The sequence below is a fragment of the Rhizobium sp. GCM10022189 genome (assembly GCF_042656325.1).
Classification (GTDB): Bacteria; Pseudomonadota; Alphaproteobacteria; order Rhizobiales; family Rhizobiaceae; genus Rhizobium.
The window spans coordinates 87,675-110,829 of sequence record NZ_JBHSOR010000029.1 but is presented as its reverse complement, the minus strand read 5'-3'; the positions used below and the strand labels follow the sequence as shown (position 1 = coordinate 110,829).

20 protein-coding genes are annotated in these 23,155 nt (G+C 61.8%); 12 read left to right on the top strand and 8 right to left on the bottom strand.

Annotated elements, in window-relative coordinates:
- Positions 1-242: 242 nt before the first annotated feature.
- Both ACFPWW_RS12865 and ACFPWW_RS12860 read left to right on the top strand, forming a co-directional pair.
- On the top strand, positions 243-1,610 hold the full coding sequence (locus tag ACFPWW_RS12865; protein ID WP_377311923.1) for an MFS transporter: 1,368 nt from the start codon (positions 243-245) through the stop codon (positions 1,608-1,610).
- Positions 1,607-2,449, top strand: a complete 843-nt coding sequence (locus tag ACFPWW_RS12860) for an SMP-30/gluconolactonase/LRE family protein (RefSeq protein WP_377311922.1) — start codon at positions 1,607-1,609, stop codon at positions 2,447-2,449. The genes ACFPWW_RS12865 and ACFPWW_RS12860 overlap by 4 nt, the downstream gene beginning before the upstream one ends.
- Here ACFPWW_RS12860 and ACFPWW_RS12855 read toward each other — a convergent pair.
- Positions 2,446-3,138 carry a GntR family transcriptional regulator gene (locus ACFPWW_RS12855; RefSeq protein WP_112705162.1) on the bottom strand — a complete coding sequence of 231 codons (693 nt, stop codon included), beginning with the start codon at positions 3,136-3,138 and terminating at the stop codon, positions 2,446-2,448. The two genes, ACFPWW_RS12860 and ACFPWW_RS12855, sit on opposite strands and share 4 nt — an antisense overlap.
- A 156-nt stretch (positions 3,139-3,294) precedes the next feature.
- On the opposite strand from ACFPWW_RS12855, the gene araD reads away from it, so the two are divergent.
- Positions 3,295-5,031 carry an L-arabinonate dehydratase gene (araD, locus tag ACFPWW_RS12850; RefSeq protein WP_112569910.1) on the top strand — a complete coding sequence of 579 codons (1,737 nt, stop codon included), beginning with the start codon at positions 3,295-3,297 and terminating at the stop codon, positions 5,029-5,031.
- Between the two features lie 17 nt (positions 5,032-5,048).
- A complete protein-coding gene (locus ACFPWW_RS12845; protein ID WP_377311921.1) occupies positions 5,049-5,771 on the top strand; it encodes a ribonuclease activity regulator RraA in 723 nt (240 codons plus the stop codon).
- Between the two features lie 28 nt (positions 5,772-5,799).
- Here the strand turns inward: ACFPWW_RS12845 and ACFPWW_RS12840 are convergent, their stop codons facing one another.
- The 7 genes from ACFPWW_RS12840 to ltnD all read right to left on the bottom strand — a co-directional run bounded on the left by ACFPWW_RS12840 (position 5,800) and on the right by ltnD (position 13,280).
- Positions 5,800-6,699 (bottom strand): carbohydrate ABC transporter permease, encoded by a 900-nt coding sequence (locus ACFPWW_RS12840; RefSeq protein ID WP_377311920.1) that lies wholly within the window; start codon positions 6,697-6,699, stop codon positions 5,800-5,802.
- Positions 6,700-6,710: 11 nt separating this feature from the next.
- Positions 6,711-7,643 (bottom strand): carbohydrate ABC transporter permease, encoded by a 933-nt coding sequence (locus ACFPWW_RS12835; RefSeq protein WP_377311919.1) that lies wholly within the window; start codon positions 7,641-7,643, stop codon positions 6,711-6,713.
- Positions 7,644-7,725: 82 nt separating this feature from the next.
- Positions 7,726-9,030 (bottom strand): ABC transporter substrate-binding protein, encoded by a 1,305-nt coding sequence (locus tag ACFPWW_RS12830; protein WP_377311918.1) that lies wholly within the window; start codon positions 9,028-9,030, stop codon positions 7,726-7,728.
- 152 nt (positions 9,031-9,182) lie between these two features.
- A complete protein-coding gene (locus ACFPWW_RS12825; protein WP_113414406.1) occupies positions 9,183-10,250 on the bottom strand; it encodes an ABC transporter ATP-binding protein in 1,068 nt (355 codons plus the stop codon).
- 77 nt (positions 10,251-10,327) lie between these two features.
- A complete protein-coding gene (locus ACFPWW_RS12820; RefSeq protein ID WP_377311916.1) occupies positions 10,328-11,101 on the bottom strand; it encodes an SDR family oxidoreductase in 774 nt (257 codons plus the stop codon).
- A complete protein-coding gene (gene denD / locus ACFPWW_RS12815; protein WP_112754966.1) occupies positions 11,098-12,084 on the bottom strand; it encodes a D-erythronate dehydrogenase in 987 nt (328 codons plus the stop codon). The genes ACFPWW_RS12820 and denD overlap by 4 nt, the downstream gene beginning before the upstream one ends.
- Positions 12,085-12,353: 269 nt before the next feature.
- Positions 12,354-13,280: an L-threonate dehydrogenase gene (ltnD, locus tag ACFPWW_RS12810; protein ID WP_377311915.1), complete on the bottom strand. Its 927-nt coding sequence runs from the start codon at positions 13,278-13,280 to the stop codon at positions 12,354-12,356.
- Positions 13,281-13,490: 210 nt separating this feature from the next.
- Between ltnD and ACFPWW_RS12805 the strand changes: the two genes are divergently transcribed.
- From ACFPWW_RS12805 to ACFPWW_RS12770, 8 genes are all read left to right on the top strand, one after another.
- Complete coding sequence (locus ACFPWW_RS12805; protein ID WP_377311951.1) at positions 13,491-14,429, top strand: LacI family DNA-binding transcriptional regulator; 939 nt, start codon at positions 13,491-13,493, stop codon at positions 14,427-14,429.
- 173 nt (positions 14,430-14,602) lie between these two features.
- Positions 14,603-15,526 carry an ArsR/SmtB family transcription factor gene (locus tag ACFPWW_RS12800; RefSeq protein ID WP_112569890.1) on the top strand — a complete coding sequence of 308 codons (924 nt, stop codon included), beginning with the start codon at positions 14,603-14,605 and terminating at the stop codon, positions 15,524-15,526.
- Between the two features lie 206 nt (positions 15,527-15,732).
- Positions 15,733-17,241, top strand: a complete 1,509-nt coding sequence (locus ACFPWW_RS12795; RefSeq protein WP_377311914.1) for an alpha-N-arabinofuranosidase — start codon at positions 15,733-15,735, stop codon at positions 17,239-17,241.
- Positions 17,242-17,436: 195 nt separating this feature from the next.
- Positions 17,437-19,338 carry an ABC transporter substrate-binding protein gene (locus ACFPWW_RS12790; RefSeq protein ID WP_112569886.1) on the top strand — a complete coding sequence of 634 codons (1,902 nt, stop codon included), beginning with the start codon at positions 17,437-17,439 and terminating at the stop codon, positions 19,336-19,338.
- Positions 19,339-19,444: 106 nt separating this feature from the next.
- Complete coding sequence (locus tag ACFPWW_RS12785; RefSeq protein WP_377311913.1) at positions 19,445-20,449, top strand: ABC transporter permease; 1,005 nt, start codon at positions 19,445-19,447, stop codon at positions 20,447-20,449.
- Between the two features lie 3 nt (positions 20,450-20,452).
- Positions 20,453-21,310, top strand: a complete 858-nt coding sequence (locus ACFPWW_RS12780; protein ID WP_112754956.1) for an ABC transporter permease — start codon at positions 20,453-20,455, stop codon at positions 21,308-21,310.
- A 2-nt stretch (positions 21,311-21,312) separates the two neighbouring features.
- Entirely contained in the window at positions 21,313-22,302 is a 990-nt protein-coding gene (locus tag ACFPWW_RS12775; RefSeq protein WP_112705151.1) for an ABC transporter ATP-binding protein, read from the top strand.
- Positions 22,299-23,111, top strand: a complete 813-nt coding sequence (locus ACFPWW_RS12770; protein WP_377311911.1) for an ABC transporter ATP-binding protein — start codon at positions 22,299-22,301, stop codon at positions 23,109-23,111. The genes ACFPWW_RS12775 and ACFPWW_RS12770 overlap by 4 nt, the downstream gene beginning before the upstream one ends.
- The last annotated feature ends 44 nt before the right edge of the window (positions 23,112-23,155 follow it).

Sequence of the window (23,155 nt, the reverse complement as noted above, 5' to 3'; positions counted from 1 at the left end):
GCGAGTGACCGGCCCCCTCTTTCGCATTCGGGCCGCGCTTGTCGCAGGCCGCGAGCCCCACGAATGCAGTGCGCCAGCACTCCCCGCTTCTCCTGCCCCGACGCTGGCTCCGCGACTGGCCGCATCGGCAGACGGATCTCCGAAGGGACTGCTGTGAACGCTGCCGAATGCCGTATTGATATATTGATGCATTAGTGCTTTAGTGCATTTCTCGCTGCGAGTTGTAGCGTTGGGAGGCTTTCATGGAACAGAATCGAAATCCGGCGACCGAACCATCGCCCGGGATGATGCGCAGGGTGGCGATCGCCTCCTGCATCGGCACCACGGTGGAGTGGTATGACTTTTTCATTTACGCGACCGCTTCGGCGCTCGTCTTCAACAAGCTCTTTTTCCCGAGCTTCGATCCGCTCGTCGGATCTCTGGTGGCGCTGGCGACCTATGCGGCCGGCTTTTTCGTGCGCCCGATCGGCGGACTGCTGTTCGGTTATCTCGGCGACCGCTACGGCCGCAAGAGCGCTCTGGTGACGACGCTGCTCATCGTCGGCATCGCCACTTTCGTCATCGGCCTGATGCCGACCTATAACGAGATCGGCATTGCCGCACCGCTGGTCCTGCTGTTTATCCGCATGCTGCACGGCTTCGGCATCGGCGGTGAACAGGGCAATGCCATCCTGATCATGTGCGAGCACGCGCCGGCGCGCCAGCGCGGCTTCTTCGGCTCCTGGGTGCAGATGGGCGCACCGGCAGGTTTCATCCTGCCGCTCGGCATTTTCGCCGCACTCACGACGCTTCTGTCCGAGGACGCCTTCATCAGCTGGGGCTGGCGCATTCCATTCCTGCTCAGCCTCGTCCTGGTAGGGATCGGCATGTATATCCGGCTGTCGCTGACCGAATCGCCGCTCTTTCTGGAAATGCGCAAGCGCCGCGCCGAGGATCCTCATCCGCTGGTGGAAATCCTGCGCAAATATCCGCGTTTCCTCATCCTCGGCTGCGGCAGCAAGTTCGCCGAAAGCGTCGCCTTCACCAGCTTTGCGGTGCTCGTGACCGCTTATGCCACCAGCCGCGGCGTCTCGCGTCCCGTCATGACTTCGGCCTCGCTGGTCGCGATCGTGCTGGAACTGATCAGCATGCCGATGTTCGGCGCATTGTCGGATCGTATCGGCCGCAAGCCGGTCTACATGTTCGGCGCCGCCTGCGTCCTGCTTGCTGCCTTCCCGGCTTTTGCGCTGATCTATTACCGCATGGACAGCTATATCTGGGTCGGCCTTGCCGCGGCTCTCGCCCTTGGCCATGCCGCCATGTACGCACCACAGGCCGCGTTCTATTCGGAATTCTTCCCGACACCGATCCGGGCGAGCGGCGTTTCCTTCATCCAGCAGATCGGTGCGCTGATCGGCTCGGTCGGCACGCTTGCCGCCGGCTGGTTGCTGGAGATCGCCAATGGTGCGCCCTGGGCACTGGCAGGCTATATTGGCCTCGGCTGCATCATCACCATCGCCTGCACGGCAGCCTTGCCGGAAACGGCACCGCGGCTCGGCCGCTGGAAGGACCTCGTCAGCGGCCTTTCCGGTGAACGGGTGGGCGGCGAGGCGAGCCTGGGAGCAAAATGACTGCTGCATTCGAAGTCTTCTCCGACCGCTGGGCGTCTCTTGGCGAGAGCCCGGTCTGGTCGGAGGCAGAAAATTGCATCTGGTGGGTGGATACCGATGGCCGGAAACTGCTGCGCACCGATGCGGCAACCGGCAGGACCTCTGTATGGGATGCACCCGAAGCAGTCGGCTGCATTGTCCTGCGAGCGGATGGAACGCTGCTCGCAGGCCTTGCGACCGGCATCTTCCTCTTTGACCGGCAGGCGGGCCGGTTCAGCCGCGTCTGCGCACCGGAAAGCCGCCCTGACGTTCGCTTCAACGACGGCACCCTCGATCCCGCCGGCCGGCTCTGGGCGGGCACGATGCAGCGGGAGATGGCCTCACCGGCCGGCGCGATTTTCTGTATCGAGCCCGATTTCAGCCACCGCCGGGTCTTCGAAGATTTCTGGACGCCGAACGGTCTCGCCTTCGATCCGGCGCGGCGAAGGATGTATTTTTCCGATTCCCATCCGTCGGTGCAGACGATCTGGGCCTGCGACTACGACCTTGCCACGGGCACGCCGTCCAACCGGCAGGTGTTTGCGACGACACATGCCTTTGCCGGACGCCCCGACGGCGCGTTCGTCGATGAGGACGGCGTCTACTGGATCGCCGGGGTCGGCGGCTCGCAATTGCTGCGCTTTGCACCAACGGGCGAACCGCTTGAACCGGTCGAGCTTGCGATAACCCATCCGACCAAGCTCGTGATGAACCGGACGATGCCGCGCACGCTCTTCGTCACCACGCGCCGCATGGCCGATCCGGACCGGAACGATGCTTCCGGCCACCTCCTGCGCGGCCTGCTTCCCGCAGGCTCCTAACGCTGGACGAAATCGGGATATTGGTCGCAGATGAGATCGATGATCGATAGCGTGCCGGACAGGTGCTTGCGCATGGCCGCGACCGCCTTTTCAGGATCGCCGGAGCGAACCGCCTCGATGATGGCCCGATGGTCGGCCAGCACCGTTTCCAGCTTGCCCGGCATCGGCAGGTTGAGGCGGCGCAGCCGGTCGAGATGCACGCTTTGGCGCCGAACGGTTGCCCAGAGGCCGAGAATGCCGCTGCGTTCAAACAACGTCCGATGGAAATCCTTGTCGAGCGCATCGAACTGGTCAAACTGATCCGGCGAAGCCACCGCCTCCTGCTGGCGAAGCAGTCGTTCAAGCGCCTGCGCCGTTTCGGCGGGGCTTTCAAGCGTCAGCCGGCGAACCGCCTCGAGTTCGATCGACAGCCGCAGGAAATGCGCCTGGGTGGCGTGGTCGATATCGATCTTGGCGACGACAGTGGCATATTGCGGATAGACCTCGACCAGTCCCTCCTCTTCTAGCCGGATCAAGGCATCGCGCACCGGCGTCTGGCTGACATTGAACTCGCTCTGCAGCGACATACGCGACAGGACCGTGGTCGGCGTCAGATCCATCGAGAGAATGCGGGAGCGAAGGATTTCAAGAATTTGCGGCGCGACCTGGCGCGTTCGGTCAAGGGCAAATTCGGTCCGGTTTACTTTCACGCCTGTCATCCCATCCTGTCGAAGCACTGCCGACCGTTTAAACATATTTTGTGGCTTGATGCACTGATACATTAGTGCTTTAGTCGGACCCGTGCAATGCCGCCGAGACAGAAACGGGCGGCATCTTCTTCAGTGCGAGACAGGACTTCAAAAACGATGAATGCCAGGAAGACGCCTTCCACGCTACGCAGTGCCAGATGGTTCGCGCCGGACGACCTCAGAAGTTCGGGGCACCGCTCCCGCACCATGCAGATGGGCTACGGGCCGGAAGAATGGGCGGGCAAGCCTGTCATCGCCATTCTCAACACCTGGTCGGATGCCAATCCCTGCCATGCGCATTTCAAGCATCGCGTGGAGGATGTGAAGCGCGGCATCTTCCAGGCCGGCGGCTTTCCGCTCGAACTGCCGGCGCTGTCGCTCTCAGAAAGCTACGTCAAGCCGACGACCATGCTCTATCGCAACATGCTCGCCATGGAGGCGGAAGAACTGCTGCGCTCCCATCCGGTCGATGGCGCCGTGCTGATGGGCGGCTGCGACAAGACCACGCCCGGTCTCGTCATGGGCGCACTCAGCATGGGCCTGCCGATGATCTTTCTGCCGGCCGGCCCGATGCTGCGCGGCAATTATCGCGGTGAATATCTGGGCTCCGGTTCGGATGCGTGGAAATTCTGGGACGAGCGCCGCGCCGGCACGATCTCCGAAGCCGAATGGGTCGAGGTGGAGGCCGGCATCGCCCGCTCCTACGGCCATTGCATGACCATGGGTACCGCAAGCACGATGACGGCAATCGCCGAGGCACTCGGGCTGACGCTGCCGGGCGCAAGCTCCATTCCCGCGGCCGATTCCAACCATATCCGCATGTCGTCGGCCGTCGGACGCCGCATCGTGGAGATGGTCTGGGAGGACCTCGTCCCTTCGAAAATCGTCACGCAGGCGGCAGTCGCCAATGCCGTGACCGTCGCCATGGCCACAGGCTGTTCCACCAACGCGATCGTGCATCTGGTTGCTATGGCGCGGCGCGCGGGCGTCCCCCTGACGCTCGACGATCTCGATCATGCCGGCCGCACGACGCCTGTGCTTGCCAATATCCGCCCGACCGGCAAGACCTATCTGATGGAGGACTTCTACTATGCCGGGGGGCTGCGGGCGCTGATGGCGAAGCTTGCCTCCAAACTCGATCTCTCGGCGATGACGGTTGCAGGCGTGACGCTCGGCGAAACGCTTGAAGGCGCCAAATGCTACAATGACGATGTGATCCGCTCGCTCGACAACCCGCTCTATCACGAGGGATCGCTCGCGGTTCTGAAAGGCAATCTCGCGCCGACCGGCGCCGTCATCAAGCCGGCGGCCTGCGATCCGCGCTTCCACAAGCATGAAGGCCCCGCCATCGTCTTCGACAGCTATCCGGACATGAAGAAAGCGGTCGACGACGAGAACCTCGACATCACCCCGGACCATGTGATGGTGCTGCGCGGCGCCGGTCCGCAAGGCGGCCCCGGCATGCCGGAATGGGGCATGCTGCCGATGCCGAAAGCGCTTCTGAAAAAAGGCTACCGCGACATGCTGCGCCTTTCGGACGCACGCATGAGCGGCACGAGCTACGGTGCCTGCGTGCTGCACGTTTCGCCGGAATCGCACGTCGGCGGCCCGCTCGCCCTCCTGAAGACGGGGGACATCGTGCGCCTCGACCTCGAAGCCCGCCGCATCGACATGCTTGTCGATGACGAGGAACTGGCCCGCCGTCGCGCCGCCTGGGTCAAGCCGGCGGAGAAATTTGGCCGCGGCTACGGCTGGATGTTTGCACGCCACATCGCTCAGGCCGATACCGGCTGCGATTTCGATTTTCTGGAAACCGGCTTCGGCCCTACTCCCGGCGAGCCGGATATCTATTGATTTCAGGAGGATAGGATATGACCACCACGTTGAGCGAACAAACGCGCAAGAAGCTGAAAGGCGTCTCGACCGCCACACTCTGCACCGCTCTTTTCAAGCGCGGCCTTCGCAACCAGTTCATTCAGGACGTGCGCCCGCTGTCGCCGAAGAGGACCAATATGGTCGGCCAGGCTTTCACGCTGCGCTATATCCCGGCGCGTGAAGACCTGAACACGCTCGATGTCTTCCGCAATCCGGAACATCCCCAGCGCGCCGCCGTCGAGCGCTGCCCGCCAGGCGCCGTGCTGGTCATGGACAGCCGACGCGATGCCCGCGCGGCCTCCGCCGGCTCGATCCTTGTCTCGCGCCTGCAGGTGCGCGGCGTTGCCGGTGTCGTCACCGACGGCGGCTTTCGCGACAGCCCGGAAATCGCCGGCCTCGACATTCCCGCCTATCACCACCGGCCTTCGGCTCCAACCAACCTGACCCTGCACCAGGCGATCGAGATCGACGTTCCGATCGGCTGCGGTGATGTTGCCGTTTTCCCCGGCGATGTCATGGTTGGCGACAACGAGGGCGTCGTTGTCATCCCGCTGCACCTTGCCGAAGAGATCGCCGACGAGGCCGTCGAGATGACGGCCTACGAGGATTTCGTCACCGAGGAAGTGCTGGGCGGGGCGACCATCATCGGCCTTTATCCTGCGACAAGCGAAGCGCCGCGTGAGAAATTCGCGGAATGGCGGAAGAAGAAGAACCGCTAGACAGACAAAGGGGCGTCGTCTGCCCCTTTCATTCCTTGACCGCCCCGGTCATCGACGAGACGTAATAGTCCACGAAGAACGAATAGAGAATGACGACCGGCAATGAGCCGAAGAGCGCGCCAGCCATCAGCGATCCCCATTCGAACACGTCGCCGCGCACCAGTTCTGTCAGGACGCCGACGGGAATCGTCTTGTTCTCCGACGACTGGATGAAGGTCAGGGCGTAGATGAATTCGTTCCAGGACAGCGTGAAGGCAAAGATGCCGGCCGAGATCAGTCCGGGCACCGCGAGGGGCAGGATGATCTTCGTCAGGATCTGCCATCGGTTGGCGCCATCCACCAGCGCGCTTTCCTCCAGTTCGAACGGGATCGAGCGGAAGTAGCCCATCAGCAGCCAGGTGCAGAAGGGAATGAGGAAGGTCGGGTAGGTGAAGATCAGCGCGAGCCGCGAGTCGTAGATTCCGAGTTTGAAGACGATGAAGGCAAGTGGAATGAACAGGATCGACGGCGGCACGAGATAGGCAAGGAAGATGACGAGGCCGATGGACCGGGAACCGGTAAAGCGCACGCGCTCGATCGCATAGGCGCCGAAGACCGACGCCACGAGCGAGAGGAAGGTCGAGCAGACTGCGACCAGCATCGTGTTCCACATCCAGCCGGGATAGGACGTTTCGAAAAACAGGTATTTGATATGCGCAAGCGTCGGCCCGACCACCCAGAACGGGCTGTAATTGCTGTAGTCGGTCAGCTGCTCATCCGGCTTCACGGCGGTGATCGCCATCCAGTAGAACGGGAAGAGCAGCACGAAGACGAAGACTGCCATCGGCAGATAGAGCATCACCACCCGCCGCGGCAGGCGGTTGAGATAGCTCATGCCTTCGGCATTATCGGTCAGGACGACATTGGCGGTGTTGGAATTGGTCGACATCGTCTTTCTCCCTAGTCCTGTCCGCCCTGCTGCCATTTGCGGCGTTGCAGGCCGAAGAAGCTGAACATGATCGCGCCGAGCAGGAAGGGGATCATGGCGACCGCGATCGCCGCGCCCTCGCCGAGCTGGCCGCCGGGGATGCCGCGTTGGAAGGACAAGGTCGCCATCAGATGCGTGGCGTTGACCGGGCCGCCCTTGGTCAGCACGTAGATGAGCTGGAAATCCGTGAAGGTGAAAAGCACCGAGAACGTCATGACGACGGCGATGATCGGTGTCAGCATCGGCAGCGTCACATAACGGAAACGCTGCCAGCTGGTGGCGCCGTCCAGCGATGCGGCCTCCTGCAGCGAGGCCGGAATGGTCTGCAGGCCGGCGAGCAGCGAAATCGCCACGAAAGGAATGCCGCGCCAGACATTGGCAATGATGACGGAAATGCGCGCGTTGGTGGGATCGCCGAGGAAGTTGATCGGGGCATCGATCAGGCCAAGCTGCATCAGCGACCAGGAGATGATGGAGAACTGGGAATCGTAGATCCACCAGAAGGCCAGGCCGGACAGCACGGTCGGCACGACCCAGGGCAGAAGCACAATCGCCCGGAAGAAGCTTTTGAACGGCAGATGCTGGTTCAAGAGAAGTGCGAGCCACAGGCCGAGCGCAAACTTCAGCACCGAGGCAACGAACGTGTAGAGGACGGTGTTGAAGACCGACAGCCAGAACACGTTGTCGTCCATCAGGTACTGGTAGTTTTCCAGCCCGATGAAAATGCCGTCGCGGCCGATGCGCGTGTCCGTGAAGCCGAGCCAGACGCCGAGGCCGAGCGGATAGGTCAGGAAGCAGACGAGGAAGACCGCTGCCGGCAGCATGAACAGGAAGCCGAGCACATTGTTGTTCTGCAGGAGCGAGGAGGCCGCTGCCCGCGTATCCCCGGAATTCACCGTCGACATTGCTTATCTCCAGATTGCCATATGCCCTCGGGGCTTGCGGCATGCCGGTTTCCGGCATGCCGCTCGTCCTGGAAAAGCGCGGTCAGACGCGATAGTAGCGGTTTGCCCGGCGCTCTGCCTCCTTCATCGCGTCTTCCGGCGACATCTGGCCGGTGACGGCCGCGGCATACATGTCGACCAGCACATAATCGGCCATGGTGGCCGCCGAGGCATAACCGAGCGGGCCGGCATAGCCGTTCGGGCGCAGCTTTTCAGAGGCGCGCGCATAGGGCGCGTGGATCGGATCGGCGGTCCAGATCGGGTTCTTGGCGAATTCCTTGAGCGGCTGGCAGCAATAGGCGCTGGAGCCCTGGATCCAGGCATTCATCTGATCGGCTTCCATCATGAACTTGATGTAGGCCTTTGCGGCTTCCGGATATTTGCTGTGCTTGAAGAGCAGCAGCGAACTCGTCTGGCACAGCTCGACGCTCTGGCCGACCGGGCCGATCGGGAAATTCGTCGTGCGAATGTCCTTGGCGATATCTGCGAGCTTCGGATCGCCCTTGGCCGTGTAATAGACCGATACGCCGTTGGCGATCAGCGAAACCTGGCCGGCAAGGAAGGCGCGGTTGTTGTTGACGTCCTGCCAGCTCTCCGTGCCCGGAATGAAGGTCGCATAGAGTTCCTTGGCATAGTTGATCGAGGCCAGCGTTTCCGGGCTGTTGATCGTTACCTTGCCGCCCTCGTCGACCATCTTGCCGCCGTGGCTCCAGAGCAGCCAATGGGCATAGTTGTTGCCGTCGCCGACGGCCTTTCCGTGCGGGAAGCCCGCCGGCGTGCCCTTGGCCTTCATCGCCTTGCAAAGTTCGAGGAAGCCGGCCGTATCCTTCGGGAACTCGCTGAAGCCGGCCGCCTTCACATGGCTGTCGCGATAGACTACCGCATTGCCGATCGCCGTCAGCGGCATGGCGATGAACGTGTCTCCGCGCGAGGCGTAGCCTTTGACGCCGTCATACCAGCCGCCGTATTTGTTGCCGAGGTAATTGGCCAGTTCGGTCAGGTCGACCAGCTTGTCGGGGTACTGGTGGGCATCGTCGAACCAGCACATGATAAGGTCGGGACCGGAACCGACATTGGCCGCCACCGCAGCTTTCGGGCGAATGTCTTCCCAGCTCTCCTTGTCGATACGGACTTCGACACCCATCGCCTCGGTGAATTTCTTGGTATTGGCAAGCCAGGCCTCCTCATCGCCTTTCACGAAGGGTGTCCAGCGCAGCAGGCGCAGGCTCGCACCGCTTTCGGGCGTATAGGTCGGCTCGGCCTGTGCGAACGAAGGCCTGATGCCGAGGCCGGCAACGCCGGCTGCGGCTGCCGAAGCGGCAAGAAATTCACGTCTCTTGATCGTCATGATATTCCTCCTCCTTGAAAAAGCGGGAGCGAATTCTCCGGCATTCATCTCCCGCTTGATGAACGACGGTACCTGCATCCGCAAAAAGCGGATGCCGCCATCTCGCGAACGGACGGGAAGACTCCTCCTCTCCCGCGTCCTGCCCGACAGCGTCAGTTACTCAGTCTCCGGCCGCCTTCGGCGTCGAAGAGGTGAACATGCGCGGCATCGATCGCCACGTTGAGCCTTTCACCCGGCCGCGCATTGACGCGCTCGCGGAAGACGCAGTTGAGGTCGTTGCCGCCAAGTTTCAGGGTCAGATGCGTCTCGTAGCCGGTCGGCTCGATCACCACGATCTCGCCGGGCAGGCCGCCACTATCGAGCAGGATATATTCCGGCCGAAGCCCGTAGATGAGGTCTCGCCCCTTTGCGCTGTCCGGCGCATTGACGACCGGCAGCGCCGTACCGTCGGCCGTGATGAAACGCCCCGCATTCTCGGGATCGAGCCTGCCCTTGATCATGTTCATGGCCGGCGAGCCGATGAAACCGCCGACGAAGAGATTGGCCGGCTTGTCGTAGAGTTCCAGCGGCGAGCCGACTTGCTCGACGATCCCGTCATGCATGACGACGATCTTGTCGGCCATGGTCATCGCTTCGATCTGGTCGTGGGTGACATAGACTGTGGTGGTCTTCAGCCGCTGGTGTAGTTCCTTGATCTCGGCGCGCATGGCGACGCGCAGCTTCGCATCGAGATTGGAAAGCGGCTCGTCGAAAAGGAAGACTTCCGGATCGCGCACGATGGCGCGGCCCATGGCAACGCGCTGGCGCTGGCCGCCGGACAGCTGGCGCGGATAGCGATCGAGCAGGGCGTCAAGGCCGAGGATGCCGGCAGCGTATTTCACGCGCTTTTCGGCCTCCGCCTTCGGCGCTTTGTTGAGCATCAGCGAAAAACCCATGTTCTGCTGCACCGTCATATGCGGGTAGAGCGCATAGTTCTGGAACACCATGGCGATGTCGCGATCCTTTGGCGGCAGCGTGTTGACCACTCGCCCGCCGATCCTGATTTCGCCGGCGGAGATGTTTTCGAGCCCGGCCAGCATGCGCAAAAGCGTGGACTTGCCGCAGCCGGAAGGGCCGACCAGGATCACGAACTCTCCGTCCGCAATGTCGATGTTCACACCCTTGATGACCGGAAACGCACCGAACGATTTCCGCACATCCGCGAATTGAACGCCTGCCATACTCCCTCCTCCCAGATATCGAGCATTACACGCTATGTATGCGTCTTCTCATGGCTTCGACCGGCGCAGGACGCCGGTCATCCGCGCCCGACAAAGGGCATCCTGGTCGCCATCACGGTCATGGTCAGCACGTTGGCGCCGAGCGGCAGGCCAGCCATGTAGACGACCGCATCGGCAATATGGACAGGATCGATCGTCGCCTCCGCGGCAGTGGTGCCATTGGCCTGCAGAACACCGGCAGCGATCTTCTTCGTCATGTCGCTTGCAGCATTGCCGATATCGATCTGGCCGCAGGCGATATCGAATTCGCGCCCGTCGAGCGCGGTGGATTTCGTCAGACCGGTGATGGCATGTTTGGTCGCCGTATAGGGCGCAGAATTCGGGCGCGGCGTCGTTGCCGAAACCGACCCGTTGTTGATGATGCGGCCCCCTCGCGGCGTCTGGCTCTTCATCAGCCTGAACGCCTGCTGGGTGCACAGGAAAGCGCCCGTCAGATTGGCCGATACGATGGCGCTCCAGTCTTCGAAAGACACGTCCTCCAGCGGCACGCCCGGCACCGAGACACCGGCATTGTTGACCAGCAGGTCGAGCCGGCCATAGCGATTTGCGATCGCATCGAACAATGCTCTGACCGAGGCCGGATCGCCGACATCCGCACGGATCGCGGTAATATCCGCACCGGTCTCGCTGCCGAGTTCGGCGGCCGCCTTTTCAAGTATTTCGCCACGTCGTCCCGAGATGACGACCGTATAGCCGGCGGCGCCGAGGCCTCTCGCGATCGCGCGGCCGACACCCGTGCCGCCACCGGTCACAAGGGCAATCTTCGACGGCCTGCCGATAGTTTCACTCATGCAATCCTCCCGCCGAGTTCATCCTCGATATGCACCTGCAGGATTTCGTCGAAACTCGTCTCCGCCTTGAAGCCCAATGCCGACGCTCTCCTCGCATCGAACTGCGTCGGCCAGCCGGCAACGATGCGCTCGATCACCGGGTCGCTCTCGCGTTTGATCAGCGCAACGGCCTTGTCGCCCGCAACCCGGCGCAGGGCCTCGATCTCTTCCGAGACCAGCGCCGAGAGCCCCGGCATTGTCAGGTTGCGCCGCGGCCCGACCTCGGCCGTATCGATCCTTGCGGCATGAACGAAGAAACCGACCGCCGCACGCGGGCTTGCAAACCAGTGCCGGACGCTGTCGCTGACGGGCAGCACCGCCGGCTTGCCGGCGAGCGGTTCACGCAGAATATTGGAGAAGAAGCCGGAGGCCGCCTTGTTCGGCGCGCCCGGCCGCACGCAGATCGTCGGCAGGCGAATGCCGATACCGTCGAAAATGCCGCGGCGCGAATAATCGGCAAGCAGCAGCTCGGCGATTGCCTTCTGGGTGCCGTAACTTGTCAGCGGCGTGGAAAAGAACTCGTCCGGAATGACCTCTGGAAAAGGCGTACCGAACACGGCAATCGAGGAGGCGAAGACGACGCGCGGCACATAGGCGGACTTCAGCCCCTCATGGCGGATCGCGTCGAACAGCGCGCGTGTCCCGTCGAGATTGACGGCATAGCCCTTGTCGAAATCCGCCTCTGCCTCGCCGGAAACGATCGCCGCCAGATGAAAGATCAGATCGGGCCGGGCCTCGACCAGCTTGTCGGCGACGCCGACCTTTGCGAGGTCGATCGTCAGGGCAGTCGACAGCGACCGAAGCGCCTCGGGCACCGGCGGTTGAAACGCATCGACCAGCGTCAACTTGCTGATCGTGGTGCCGAGCACATCAGGCGCGCGGGCAATTCTTTCGACCAGCTTGCGGCCGATCATGCCTGCCGCACCCAAAATCATCACATGCATGTCGGCTTACCTCCCAGCGCCGCCGGCGTCATTTTCGATGACGGCCTCGATATCAGATCGGAATCCGCTCCCCCGTCGAACTCCTCACGCGTCACGCCAGGCGCGCCGCCAACCCGTCTTTCAAGCCCCCACCGCCTCGGCCCCATTCGGGGCCACCGGCGATCAAACGAAATCAAACAAACCGCAGCTTGCAAATCAACTTACCTTGCATGATCCGCGAGTGGTAGCAATCGAACATAAGTCTCATGCCTCCCTTGCCCAGCGGATCTTCAGCTGCCAGCTCCCATGCCCGGCAGGACGACGCCGCTCCTTTCGGCAAGGAGTTTTGCCACCGCGGCATCGTCTTCCTTGCCGAGCCCCGCTTCAGACGCCTGCCGGAAAAGCGCAAGCGCGGTCGCTGTGAGCGGCGTGACGGCACCGACACGCTCGGCTTCGGAGGCGACGATGCCGAGATCCTTGACGAAGATGTCGACGGCCGAGCGCGGCGTATAATCGCCCGAGACGATGTGCTCGCCGCGGTTCTCGAACATCCAGGAAGAGCCCGCCGATACGCGCAGAACATCGTAGAGCGTCTTCAGGTCGATCCCTGTCTTGGCGGCCAGCGTCATCGCCTCCGCCGTCACGGCGATATGCACGCCGGCGAGAAGCTGGTTGATCATTTTCACCTGGGAACCGGCCCCGGGCCTGTCCCCCAGTCGGAATACCTTGGCGGAGACGGCATCGAGCGCCTTTTCGGCCCGCGCGAAGGCTTCGGGCGAACCGGAGCCCATGACGACCATCTCTCCAGAAAGCGCCTTGACGTGACCGCCGGAAACCGGCGCGTCGATGACGAGCATGCCGGCGGCCTCCAGCCGTTCGGCAATCGCCATCGTGGCACTCGGCGCCATGGTGGTGCAAAGCAGGAAGACGGTGCCGGCGCCAGCCGTTTCCAGCGCGCCGCCAGGCCCGAACAATACGGTTTCGGCCTGGCCGCTGTTGACGACAAACACGAAAACCGCATCGGCCGCGCCGGCGGCTTCGGACGGGGTTTTACACGATTTGCCGCCGGCCTGCGAAAAGCGCTGCAGGACGTTCTGGCGCACATCGCATCCATTGACCGCAAATCCCGCCCGCAAGAGGGACAGGGCGGCACCCCACCCCATCGACCCGAGGCCGATGACCGCAGCCTTGCTGACGTTCTGCAAGGGTTCCTCCATAGTGCCGATCCGTCGATAGGTTCTGTGTTATCGATACCGGTATCGGTAACAAACCTCAAAATTGCCGGGGATGTCAAGCGCTGCCAGTTCCCCTTTCCCCGCAACGCGCCTATGAATAATGATGCGGCAGATAGGCTGCGCTCGGGAGATCCCTTGGATACGCACAAGTCCACTCTGGAAGAGGTCGCTGCGGCAGCAGGCGTCAGCAAGATGACCGTATCGCGCGCCCTGCGCGGCGCGCCTGATGTTTCCAGGGCAACGCGCGACAGGGTCCTGCAGGCGGCCGAGCGGCTGAACTATATCGGCAACCGGCTGGCCCTGTCGCTGTCTTCGCAGCGAACGGACCTCGTCGCCGTCGTGGTGCCGAGCATGTCCAACATCGTCTTTCCCGAGGTCATGGCCGGAATCTCGAACGGGCTTGAAGGCTCCGGCATGCAGGCCGTGTTCGGCATTTCCGACTACGATGTGGCCAAGGAGCACAACATCATCCGGGACATGCTGTCCTGGCGGCCGTCCGCGATCATCGTCACGGGCCTGGATCAGCCGGACGAGACCGTGAGAATGCTGAGGAATGCGGCCATTCCCGTCATTCAGATCATGGACCTCGACGGCACGCCGATCGATTTCAATGTCGGGCTCTCGCACGAAAGGGCGGGCGAGGAGATGGCGAGGGCATTGATTGCCGCCGGCCGGAAGCGTTTTGGCTATGTCGGCAGTGCGCTGGACCGGGACCTGCGCGCCGGAAAACGCAGGGCCGGCTTCGAACGCGTCCTGCACGAACACCGTCTCGCCTTCGTCGGGCAAAGGCTAGGCGACACTCTTTCCTCCGTCGGCCTCGGAAAATACCTGACGCATCAGCTCCTGGATGCCGAGCCGAAGCTCGACTGCATCTACTACTCCAACGACGACATGGCTGCCGGGGGCGCATTCGCCACCATGGAAGCGTCCCGCACCGACGACATTCTGATTGCAGGCTTCAACGGACTGGAGCTCGCCGCCGCTCTTCCCGTACGGATCGCCACATCCAGGTCGCCGCGCCGCATGATCGGTGAAGTCGCGGCCCGCCTGGCACGCGGCTCCGGTGCCACGGACAATCCATCGAGCGGCAAGATCACCGCCTTCGTTCCAGAGATTACAGGCGTCGCATAGCCTGCGTCGCGTTCGACCCGCTTCCATCCTTCGGCCGGGAAGCGAGGTCCAGAATTCGACCCTTCCGGAATTGCTGAAGTTTAAATCAGAGAAATCGATCCATATCAGCTTCTCGCCGCTTGCTGTATCAGGATTGTCGATATAATCACTGTGTGACACAGCACGGGGAAATCATGGAACGCTCGTTTTTGACGGTCGATGCCGGGGTCAATGACGCCGTTATCAAAGCCCTCTCTGCGCCGGGACGCCTGCAACTCCTCAAACTCCTGTGCTCGAAAGGCCCCATGAACGTCAACGACATGGCCCGCGCCTTGTCGCTGCCGCAGTCGACCGTCGCCACCGGCATTCAGATTCTGGAAGAGGTGGGGCTGGTCGAATCCCGCCTCGCCAAGGGCCGGAAGGGCAATCAGAAGATCTGCTCGGCAGTCTATGATGAAATCCTCATCAGCTTTGAGGACAAGTCCGTCAACAAGGCGGACGACGTCATCGAGGTCGAGATGCCGGTCGGGCTCTATACGAGCTGCGACATCCACGCCCCTTGCGGCCTCTGCTCGAGCGACAGCGTCATCGGCCTGCTCGACGTTCCCGACTATTTCCTTGATCCGCAGCGCATGCAGGCCGGTCTCGTGTGGTTCGGAAGGGGGTATGTCGAATACAAGTTCCCGAACAATGCCAAGGTTCTGAACAAGGACGTGCGCGCTATCGAATTTGCGATGGAACTGTCTTCGGAGGTTCCCGGGACCAATCCAGACTGGCCCTCCGATATCACGCTCTGGGTCAACGGAATGCCGATCGGCACCTGGACGTCTCCGGGCGACTATGGCGACAAGCGCGGCGCCTATACGCCCGGCTGGTGGAAGCTTGAAGGCTCCCAATACGGCAAGCTGAAAACCTGGCGGATCTCCACGCGCGGCACGTTCATCGACGGCGTCTCCACGTCCAACGTCACGGTTGGAGACCTCGCCCTTGCGCAGCATTCCTCCATCCGCCTGCGCGTCGGCATTGCCGAGAATGCCAGCCATACCGGTGGCGTGAACATATTCGGTCGCGGATTTGGCAACTACGGCCGCGATATCGTCATGCGGCTCTACATTTGACGGACAATATCGAAAATCCTGATTTTAATAACGCGATTATTTTCCGGCCGAATCGGACCACTATCTGATTAAATTTCTGTAATATAATCGTTTTTCTGGACGCCCGATTCACGGGCATCCTGGGCATTGTTCAATTGACTCCCTCCGGTCGCGCTATCAAGATAGCCGTATAAGAACGAATAATTTGATATTTAAGGGAGGGTTCGTTGAAGGCGAGCGTTGTTGTTCATCGCGATTTCCAGGTCGCGAACGTTGATCCCAGACTTTACAGTTCGTTCCTCGAGCATCTCGGGAGAGCCGTTTACGGCGGCATCTACGAGCCTGGCCATCCGACGGCCGATTCCGATGGGTTCCGGCAGGATGTCATCGACCTCGTCCGGCAGCTCGACACGCCCTATTGTCGATATCCCGGCGGCAATTTCGTTTCCGCCTACGACTGGCAGGACGGCATTGGCCCGCGCTCGGAGCGCCCTGTGCGCCTCGACCTTGCCTGGCGCACCCGCGAAAGCAACCAGATTGGCGTCAATGAATTCGTCGACTGGTGCAGGAAGGCGAAGACCGAGCCGATGCTGGCCGTCAACCTCGGCTCGCGCGGGTTGGATTCGGCCCGCAATTTCCTCGAATATTGCAATCATCCCGGCGGCACCTACTGGTCGGACCTGCGTCGCAAACATGGCTGGGAAAAGCCCCACAATGTCAAATTATGGTGCCTCGGCAACGAGATGGACGGCCCCTGGCAGGTCGGACACAAGTCGGCGCACGAATATGGCCGGCTCGCCGACGAGACGGCGAAGGCCATGCGGAATTTTGACCGGTCGCTGGAACTCGTGGTCTGCGGCTCGTCCAATCCCGACATGCAGACCTATCCGGACTGGGAAGCGCAGGTCCTCAACGAGTGCTACGACAGCGCCGACTATATTTCCCTGCACATGTATTTCGCGAACCGCGAGAACAACACGCTCAATTACCTTGCCCGCACGACCAGGCTCGACCGCTATATCACCACCATCGGCGGCGTGATCGACTATATCAGGGCCAAGAAGCGCTCGAAGAAGACGATCGGCATTTCCTTCGACGAATGGAACGTCTGGTATCATTCCAACCAGCAGGACAAGGATATCCTGGCGAGGAACGAATGGCCGGATGCGCCGCATCTGCTGGAAGACGTCTACAATTTCGAGGACGTGCTGCAGGTCGGCGGCATTCTCAACACCTTCATTCGCCGCTCGGATCGCGTGCGCATCGCCTGCATCGCCCAGCTTGTCAATGTCATCGCCCCGATCATGACCGAAAATGGCGGCCCCGCATGGCGCCAGACGATCTATTACCCCTTCTATTTCGCATCGAAATACGGTCGCGGATCGGCGCTGCAGCTGGTCACGGACGCGCCGACCTATGACTGCGACGAGGCCGACGACGTGCCTTATCTCGATGCGTCGGCGGTCCTTTCCGACGACGGCAGGGAACTGACGTTTTTCGTCGTCAACCGTCATCCGCAGACCGCGCTTGATTTCGACGCCCGGTTGGACGGCTTTGGCAATGCCCGCGTGCTCGAACAGCTGGAGATGACGCATCCCGACCTGCGGGCCGTCAATACGGCGCGACAGCCGGAGACTGTCGTTCCCGCCAGGGTCGAAACCGCAAAGATCGAAGACGGCAGATTGCGTGCAAGCCTGAAGCCGCAGTCCTACAGCGTCATCCGTCTGTCCGTCTGACCCATTCCGGCCGGCTGCGCGATGCCGGCCGCAACATATCCGCTCGCTGCGAGGAGGCAGCCGGGCTGGAGGAATGGTTCGCAGGAGCATCGGACCTCGACACATGCAGGTCCGAACGCAGTTGCGAACCCGGAACCGCGACGTGCCACGCGTCCATGGCGGCCGCTTTCTCGTCGCACTCAAAGGGAGGAGATAATGCAGCACTGGAAGAAGCTTGCATTCGGCGTCGCCTTGGCGACGTTCGGCCTGATGGCCGCGGCTAAGGCGGATGACTACAAGTCCTTGCCTCGCAAGGACACGCTCATCGTCGAAAATCCGGAAGGCACCATCAAGAATCCCGGCTGGTTCAACATTTGGGTCAACGGCGGCGGCGGCGTTTCGACCGGCCTGCAGCAGTTGACCATGGACACGCTCTGGTACATCGATCCGGAAAAAGGTCTCGGCGGCTCGACCTGGGACAATTCCCTTGCCGCCGACAAACCGCAATATAATGCCGACTTCACCGAGATGACGGTGAAACTGCGCCAGGGGCTTTACTGGAGCGACGGCGTGGAATTCACCGCCGACGATCTCGTCTATACGGTCAAGACGCAGATGGACCATCCTGGCATGGTCTGGAGTGCCGCCTTCTCGGTGCAGGTGGCAAGCGTTGAAGCGACCGATCGCTATACGGTCGTCTTCAAATTGAAGAAGCCCAATTCCCGTTTCCATGCCATCTTCACCGTGCGTTGGAACGGCGCCTGGATCATGCCGAAACATGTCTTCGAGAAGGTCGCCGATCCTGTTCGCTATGATTTCGCCAATCCGGTCTCACTCGGCGCCTACAAGCTGAAGGCCTATGATCCCCAGGGCAAATGGTACACCTGGGAGAAGCGCGACGACTGGCAGCGCACCTCGCTTGGGCGCTTCGGCGAGCCCGCTCCGAAATATGTCACCTATGTCGATCCGGGTCCGCCGGACAAACGCACCATCGCCCAGCTCGAGCACAATCTCGATATCATCCACGACAACACGCCCGAAGGCATGTTCACGCTCAAGGAAAAGTCGAAGAGCATCGACAGCTGGTTCCCGGGCTTCCCCTACGCCCATCCGGACCCGACGCTCCCGGCAGTGATCTTCAATACGCAGGACCCGACGTTCCAGAACCCGGACGTCCGCTGGGCGCTGGCGCTGCTGATCGATATCAAGGCCGTGGACATGGCGAGCTATCGCGGCGCAGCTACGCTATCGGCACTCGGCGTGCCGCCGACCGCCATTGCCATGACCGACTACCAGGCGCCCCTGCAGGACTGGCTGAAGGACTTCGAGATCGATACCGGCAAGCGCAAGATCAAGCCCTACGATCCGACGATCGGCCAGCAGATTGCCGATATCCTGCGCAAGCAGCCCAAATACAAGGACCAGATCCCGGCGGATGCGGCCGGCATCAACATGGCCTTCGGCTACGGCTGGTGGAAGCCGGATCCCCAGGCTGCGGCCGAACTTCTGGAAAAGGCAGGCTTCAAGAAATCCGCCGGCAAGTGGATGATGCCGGACGGGCAGCCATTCAAGATCCGCATGAGCGTCGAAGGCGATACACGTTCGGTCTTCACCCGCGCCGGCACGCTGATCGCACAGCAATGGGCAGCGTTCGGCATCGATTCGAAGGCGGTGCCATCGACAAGCCTGTGGCAGACCTCGCTGCAGCCTGGCGACTATCAGGTGGCGATCGCCTGGAGCGTCGAGACCTGGGGCGGCGATCCCGATCTCTCGTTCTTCCTTGACAGCTGGCATTCGCAATTCGTTGCCAAGAAGGGCGAGAACCAGCCGCCGCGCAATTGGCAGCGATGGTCGAATCCCGAGCTCGACAAGATTATCGAGAGCATCCGCGGCATCAGTGCCGACGACCCCAAGGGCGTCGAACTCGGCAAGGACTATCTGAAGCTGGTGGCCCGTGAAATGCCGACCATCCCGCTGATGTCCTATAACGTCTTCACGACGATGGATACGACCTATTGGACGGGCTACCCGACGATTGCCGATCCCTATACGGATCCGGTTCCCAACTGGGCCAATTCACGCCTGATGATGGTGAAGCTGAAGCCTGCCCAAAAGTGACCTCCCAGGGCCGGCGCGCTTGTCCGCGCCGGCCAACTGTCGCCGGACCTCTTACGTTCGGCGAACCTTTTAGCCATGTGGGGAAACCAGCGAGGTGAACGGCCTGATGGCGTCCTACTCTACTTTTGTCCTGAAGCGGTTCGGCCAGTTTCTGCTCGTGGTCTTTCTCGGCGTAACGGCGACCTTCTTCATCACCCATCTGACGCCTATCGATCCGGTCGAGGAAAGCATCGGATCCATCCAGCAGATGGGCCAATCCGATCCGCGCGCCGTCGAATTGATGCGCCAGTCGCTGCGTGAACTCTATGGGCTCGAGGGTTCGATCTGGCAGCAATATCTGCATTTCTGGGAGCGGCTCGCCGTCGGCGATCTCGGGCCTTCGCTGTCGGCCTTCCCCACACCGGTCTCGACGATCATCCTGCGCTCCCTGCCCTGGACGATCGGGCTGATGACGGTTTCCACGCTGATCACATTCGTGCTGGGCAACGCGATCGGCGCGCTTGCCGGCTATTACAGAAAGAACATGGTCCTGAAAGGCGTCAGCCTCGTCTTCATCGCGATGCTGCCGATCCCCTACTACATCCTGGCCTTCGTGCTGCTCATCCTCTTCGGCTATGTCTGGCCGATCCTGCCGATCAACGGCGGCTATGAGATGAACACCAATCTCGACCTGTCGCTCTCCCTCGTCATCGATATCATCGAACATTCCATCCTGCCGGCATTCTCGCTGATCCTCGTCGGCACCGGCAGCTGGCTGATCGGCATGCGTGCTCTGGTTTCCAACATCATCACGGAGGATTACGTGGTCTTTGCCGAGCTCGGCGGCGTGCCGAAGCGGCGCATCCTGCGCTCCTATATCGCCCGCAACGCCATGGTGCCGCAATTTACCGGCCTCGCAATGTCGCTCGGCGCGATCTTCAACGGCACGGTCATCACCGAGATCGTCTTCGGTTATCCCGGCATCGGAAACCTGCTGATATCGGCCGTCCATGCCGGCGACTACAGCCTCGTGCTCGGCCTCAGCGCCCTGTCGATCGTCGGCGTTGCGGCCGCCGTCTTCATCATCGACATCCTGAGCCCGCTCATCGATCCGCGCATCAAGGTGGAGTAGCCCATGTTCACGATCCTCCGCGACCTGACGCGCCACAACATGGAGTTCCTGTGCGGCCTGGTGCTTTTTGCCATCATCGTCGGATTGATTGTCCTGTCCTATTTCTCGCCCTACGGCGCGACGGATATCTACCTTTTGCCGCCGGACATGCCGCCGGACGCAGACTATTGGCTGGGCACTACCTCGCGCGGCCAGGACGTCTTCTGGCAACTGACGACGGCCCTGCGCAACACGCTCTATTTCGGCATCGGCGTCGCCTTCCTGTCCCGCATCATTTCGCTGGTCGTCGGCCTGGTCGCCGGTTACGCCGGCGGCGCGGTCGACCGGGTACTGATGGCGATCAACGACAGCGTCATGGTCATCCCGCAGTTCCCTCTGTTGATCCTGTTCTATTTCGTGCTGAAGGACAGCATGACCTGGACGGCGCTCATCGTCATCATGGCCGCACTCGGCTGGTCTTACGACGCAAGGCTCATCCGCTCGGTGGCGATCAGCCTCAAGACGCGGCCCTTCACCACCCAGAGCGTCTATTCCGGCATGAGCATGCGCAAGATCCTTGTCGAGGAGCACCTGCCCTACGTCTTGCCGATCGTCTTCGCCACGACAATGAACAACATGATCTGGTCAATCGGCATGGAGATCACCTTGTCCGTGCTCGGCTTCACGGACATCGAAACCCCGACCATGGGCATGATGATCTATTGGGCAAACGCCCACTCGGCGCTGATCGCCGGCACCTGGTGGTGGGTGGCCGCGCCCGTCGCCGTCATCGTCGTTCTCTTCCTGGCGCTGTTCCTGCTCTCCATGTCAATGAACGAATACAACGATCCGCGCAGCCGGCTGAACCGGATGGGAGGTTAGCCATGGATGCCCTGGTCGAGGTTCAGAATCTGAAAGCCTATTACCGCGCCTTCCTTTACGGCGTCGACCGGGAGGTGCGCGCCGTCGACGACATTAGCCTGACGATCGCGCGCGGCGAAATCTACGGGGTCGCGGGCGAATCCAGCAGCGGCAAGACAACCTTGATCAAGACGATCGCCGGCGCCATCCGGCCGCCGCTCAAGGTCGTATCGGGCAGGGTCGTCTTCCACTTCGCCGGCGGCACCCAGGATATTTACGCCATGACGCCGGACGAGCGCATGGCGCTCCGCTGGCTGCACCTGTCCTACATCATGCAGGGGTCGATGAACGTGCTGAACCCGGTCCGGCGCATCCATCACTCCTTCACCGATTTCGCCTTCCGCCACATGAAGATCGGCAAGAGCGAGTTCTTCGCAAAAGTCGGCTCGCATCTTGAGAGGCTGAAGCTCGATCCGCATCTGCTTGAGGCCTATCCGCACGAACTCTCCGGCGGCATGCGCCAGCGCATGACGATCGCGCTCGCGACGATCCTGACACCCGAATTCATCATTGCCGACGAGCCGACGACGGCGCTCGACGTCATCGTCCAGCGCGACGTGCTGTCGATGATCCGCGAAATCCAGCGCGAGATCGGCTCCTCCTTCCTGTTCGTCACGCACGATATGGGTGTGCATGCGACGGTTTCCGACCGTGTCGGCATCGTCTACGCCGGCCGCCTCGTCGAGGAGGCGCCAACCCGCAAGATCTTCAACATGCCGCTCCACCCCTACACGCAGCATCTTGTCGGCAGCCTGCCGCGCATCGGCGATGCAAAGGCCCGGCCTTCGCTCGAGGGCCGCCCGCCGAACCTTGCCATGCCGCCGGAGGGCTGCCGGTTCCATCCGCGCTGTCCGAAGCGGATGGAGATCTGTTCGCAGAAGGTCCCGCCGATGGTGACGGTCGGACCGGATCAGCGAGTGGCCTGTTTTGCGGTTACGGGGGATCAGGCTTGAGCGCGCTTCTCACACTCACCCATGTCACGAAGATCTACCGTCAGGGCGGCATGCTCGGCCGGCGACAGATCGTCGCGGTCAAGGATGTCAGCTTCGAGATCGGCAACGAGCCGGAAATTCTTTCCATCGTCGGAGAATCCGGGTCCGGCAAATCAACGATCGCAGCCATGATCCTCGGCCAGACGGCCCCGACGCAAGGCGAACTCCGATTTCGCCAGAAGGCGGTCGCCCTCCACGGCAGGGCCGAACGCCGCGCCTTCATGCAAGAAGTGCAGCCAGTCCTGCAGAACCCGTTCGAAGCTTTCAACCCGCTCAAGCGCGTGGATCGCTACCTCTTCGAGACGGCCCGGAACTTCTCGGCCGGCGCGGGCAGTCCGGACCGGCAGCAGATCGAACGACTGGCGGACGCGGCACTTGCGCATGTGGGCCTCAGCCTTGCGGAAGTGAAGGGCCGGTTTCCGCACGAACTCTCCGGCGGCCAGCTGCAGCGTGCCGCAATTGCGCGCGCCCTGATCCCGCAGCCCCGCCTGCTCATCGCCGACGAGCCGGTCTCCATGGTCGATGCATCGCTGCGCATGGCAATCGTCAACCTGTTCGAACAGCTGAAAGGCGAACTCGGGCTTTCGATCGTCTACATCACCCATGATCTTGCCACCGCCTATTACATAAGCGACCGGATCATCATCATGCGCAAGGGCGAGATCGTCGAGCAGGGGGAGGCACGCATGGTGCTCGACAATCCCCAGCACCCCTATTCCCGGGCACTCAAGGACGCCGTGCTCACCGCCGATTTCGCTCCGGCGTCGTAGCGGTTGGACGAACGTGCCCCACGGGCGGGAAGCGGCGGGCAAGG

Excerpts from the sequence above, each read along its gene's own strand:
- ACFPWW_RS12865 (WP_377311923.1), top strand. The coding sequence starts at position 243 with ATGGAACAGAATCGAAATCCGGCGACCGAACCATCGCCCGGGATGATG.
- ACFPWW_RS12860 (WP_377311922.1), top strand. The coding sequence starts at position 1,607 with ATGACTGCTGCATTCGAAGTCTTCTCCGACCGCTGGGCGTCTCTTGGC.
- araD (WP_112569910.1), top strand. The coding sequence starts at position 3,295 with ATGAATGCCAGGAAGACGCCTTCCACGCTACGCAGTGCCAGATGGTTC.
- ACFPWW_RS12845 (WP_377311921.1), top strand. The coding sequence starts at position 5,049 with ATGACCACCACGTTGAGCGAACAAACGCGCAAGAAGCTGAAAGGCGTC.
- ACFPWW_RS12840 (WP_377311920.1), bottom strand. The coding sequence starts at position 6,699 with ATGTCGACCAATTCCAACACCGCCAATGTCGTCCTGACCGATAATGCC.
- ACFPWW_RS12835 (WP_377311919.1), bottom strand. The coding sequence starts at position 7,643 with ATGTCGACGGTGAATTCCGGGGATACGCGGGCAGCGGCCTCCTCGCTC.
- ACFPWW_RS12830 (WP_377311918.1), bottom strand. The coding sequence starts at position 9,030 with ATGACGATCAAGAGACGTGAATTTCTTGCCGCTTCGGCAGCCGCAGCC.
- ACFPWW_RS12825 (WP_113414406.1), bottom strand. The coding sequence starts at position 10,250 with ATGGCAGGCGTTCAATTCGCGGATGTGCGGAAATCGTTCGGTGCGTTT.
- ACFPWW_RS12820 (WP_377311916.1), bottom strand. The coding sequence starts at position 11,101 with ATGAGTGAAACTATCGGCAGGCCGTCGAAGATTGCCCTTGTGACCGGT.
- denD (WP_112754966.1), bottom strand. The coding sequence starts at position 12,084 with ATGCATGTGATGATTTTGGGTGCGGCAGGCATGATCGGCCGCAAGCTG.
- ltnD (WP_377311915.1), bottom strand. The coding sequence starts at position 13,280 with ATGGAGGAACCCTTGCAGAACGTCAGCAAGGCTGCGGTCATCGGCCTC.
- ACFPWW_RS12805 (WP_377311951.1), top strand. The coding sequence starts at position 13,491 with ATGACCGTATCGCGCGCCCTGCGCGGCGCGCCTGATGTTTCCAGGGCA.
- ACFPWW_RS12800 (WP_112569890.1), top strand. The coding sequence starts at position 14,603 with ATGGAACGCTCGTTTTTGACGGTCGATGCCGGGGTCAATGACGCCGTT.
- ACFPWW_RS12790 (WP_112569886.1), top strand. The coding sequence starts at position 17,437 with ATGCAGCACTGGAAGAAGCTTGCATTCGGCGTCGCCTTGGCGACGTTC.
- ACFPWW_RS12785 (WP_377311913.1), top strand. The coding sequence starts at position 19,445 with ATGGCGTCCTACTCTACTTTTGTCCTGAAGCGGTTCGGCCAGTTTCTG.
- ACFPWW_RS12780 (WP_112754956.1), top strand. The coding sequence starts at position 20,453 with ATGTTCACGATCCTCCGCGACCTGACGCGCCACAACATGGAGTTCCTG.
- ACFPWW_RS12775 (WP_112705151.1), top strand. The coding sequence starts at position 21,313 with ATGGATGCCCTGGTCGAGGTTCAGAATCTGAAAGCCTATTACCGCGCC.